Raw genomic sequence first — 1,876 nt, forward strand, 5'->3', positions numbered from 1 at the left:
GCCCCGGGGGTGAGCTCGACGCCGGACAGGGCGGCGGTCACGGGTTCGGCGGCCGCGGCCCGGGTGAGGGCGGCTGCGACGGCCTTGGGGGTGACGTCGGTGCCGTCCTGGAAGGTGGCGTCCCGCAGGGTGAACAGCCAGCCGCGGTCGCCGTCGCGGCTCCAGGACTCGGCGAGCGCGGGGGCGGCGGCGCCGTTGGCATCGAGGCGGGTCAGGCCCTCGGTGACGCCGAGCCTGCTGAGGAGGGTGGCGTCGGCCCCGTACGGGGAGAAGTTCTCGGTGGGCGGGAAGGCGAGCGCGACCTTCAGCCGGGACCCTCCCCGGCCGTCGGAGGGGGCGTCGCCGCCGTCGGAGGCGAAGCAGCCGGTGAGCCCGGCGAGCAGGGGGGCGAGCAGCAGTCCGGCGGCGAAGCGTCGGCGGCGCGGCAGAGCAGGCATGATGACTTTCGTTGGGGTGGGGGTGCCTCGTACGGACGTGCCCGTACGGACCTCGTACGGACGTGCCCGTACGGACGTGTCCCGTGGGGGCCGGGCGGGCGCCGTCAGGGCAGCGGGACCTCGAAGTGCACGATCCCCTGGCCGCCGCCGGGGTCCTCGCGCTCGTCGTGGACCACCTTGCCGAGCGAACGCCAGAACGCCTCCGCGCCGGGCACCGCGGGGTCGGTGTGCAGGTAGGCGGAGCGGTAGCCGCCGTCGGCCGCCGCGAAGTCGAGCAGCCCGCCGACGAGCCGCCGGGCCAGTCCCTGCCTGCGGTCCCGGGGGCGGACGTACACCCGGCGCAGCTGCGCGGTCTCCCCCGAGGGGTAGCGCTCGGCCAGGTGGCGCGGGTTCGGCGGGTGGGCGGGGCCCGTCGTGCGGGTCGACCGCGACCAGCAGGGTGTGCCGGGCGGGCGCGAGGTAGGCGCCGTGGAGGTCGATGACGTCCCGGTGCCAGCGGGGCACGTACCCGGTGCCGAAGTCCCGGTACACGGTGTCGAGCATCACGGACCGGGCGCCGTCGAGGTCGTCGGAGGTCGCCGTTCTTATGCAGTAGTCGCGCACTTGCGCATCATATGCAGTAAGGGTGTGCGCATCCGCCGGGGGGCAGGTCAGACGGCCTGCTGCCACGACCCTTTCCACACGACCCATACGTGGCCGTCGGGGCCGTGGTGCACGTTCATTCCGTCGACGACGGCGAGCAGCGGCAGGCCCTCGGCGCCGGCCCGGTCGCCCGCGTCCAGCGGGACGGCGACGTCGTCGGTGGCCGCGACGGTGATGCCCGACGGGTCCGCGGTGAGCACGATCCGGCAGGTGTCGGCGGCGCTGCGCGCCAGCAGGCACCTGCCGGCGGAGCAGCCGGCGTCGAGGACCGGCGAGACGAAGGACAGCGGGGCGTCGATCACCTGCGTGACCGCCGCGGCGGCCGCCCGGGCCGCGAACTCCCCGTCCGCGCGCGCGAAGTGGGCCGTGAACTCCATCTCCCGGACGGGTTCCATCAGCCCGTGCTCGGTGAGCAGCGCGGGCCCGTCCGACGAAGCACGTACCGGCGTTGCCACCGCCAACCCTCCTCGGCCAGACAGTCGTGCGCAAAGTGGTGCGGCCGGGGACCGGGGCAGCACGGCGACTGTAACGACAGCAACGCCCCTGTGAACAGGCCGCGTTGTGCAAACACAAAGACCAAAAGTCAATAACTGCTTCTGAATTTCACTTACTTGAGTGAACCAGATCTTGCGAACTGCACGGTATGGATGGTTCCGGCGCGATCCGGGTAACTACCCCGATCGAATGTGCCCGCCCTTGTCGAGGGGGAGCCTATGCCGCCGAAATGTCACGATCAGCCCCCCGGACCGTCCGGGGGGCTGATCGTGACATTTCGGCGGCATAGGCTCCCCCTCGAC

The 1,876-nt window shown here is 72.6% G+C and carries 2 protein-coding genes and 1 pseudogene; all 3 read right to left on the reverse strand.

Going from position 1 to position 1,876, the window contains the following annotated elements; all coding sequences use genetic code 11:
* Nucleotides 1–437: ABC transporter substrate-binding protein (locus tag FGF04_RS39440; protein ID WP_328596516.1), on the reverse strand; the 437-nt coding region annotated here is incomplete at its 3' end.
* Between the two features lie 104 nt (nt 438–541).
* Nucleotides 542–1,040, reverse strand: a pseudogene (locus tag FGF04_RS39445) (GNAT family N-acetyltransferase).
* A 47-nt stretch (nt 1,041–1,087) separates the two neighbouring features.
* The gene (locus FGF04_RS39450) at nt 1,088–1,534 is read right to left on the reverse strand and encodes a hypothetical protein (protein WP_149516199.1); all 447 of its coding nucleotides are present in this window, start codon (nt 1,532–1,534) and stop codon (nt 1,088–1,090) included.
* Between the last annotated feature and the right edge of the window lie 342 nt (nt 1,535–1,876).

This window comes from Streptomyces apricus (assembly GCF_008369065.1).
In the GTDB taxonomy this organism is placed as follows: domain Bacteria; phylum Actinomycetota; class Actinomycetes; order Streptomycetales; family Streptomycetaceae; genus Streptomyces; species Streptomyces apricus.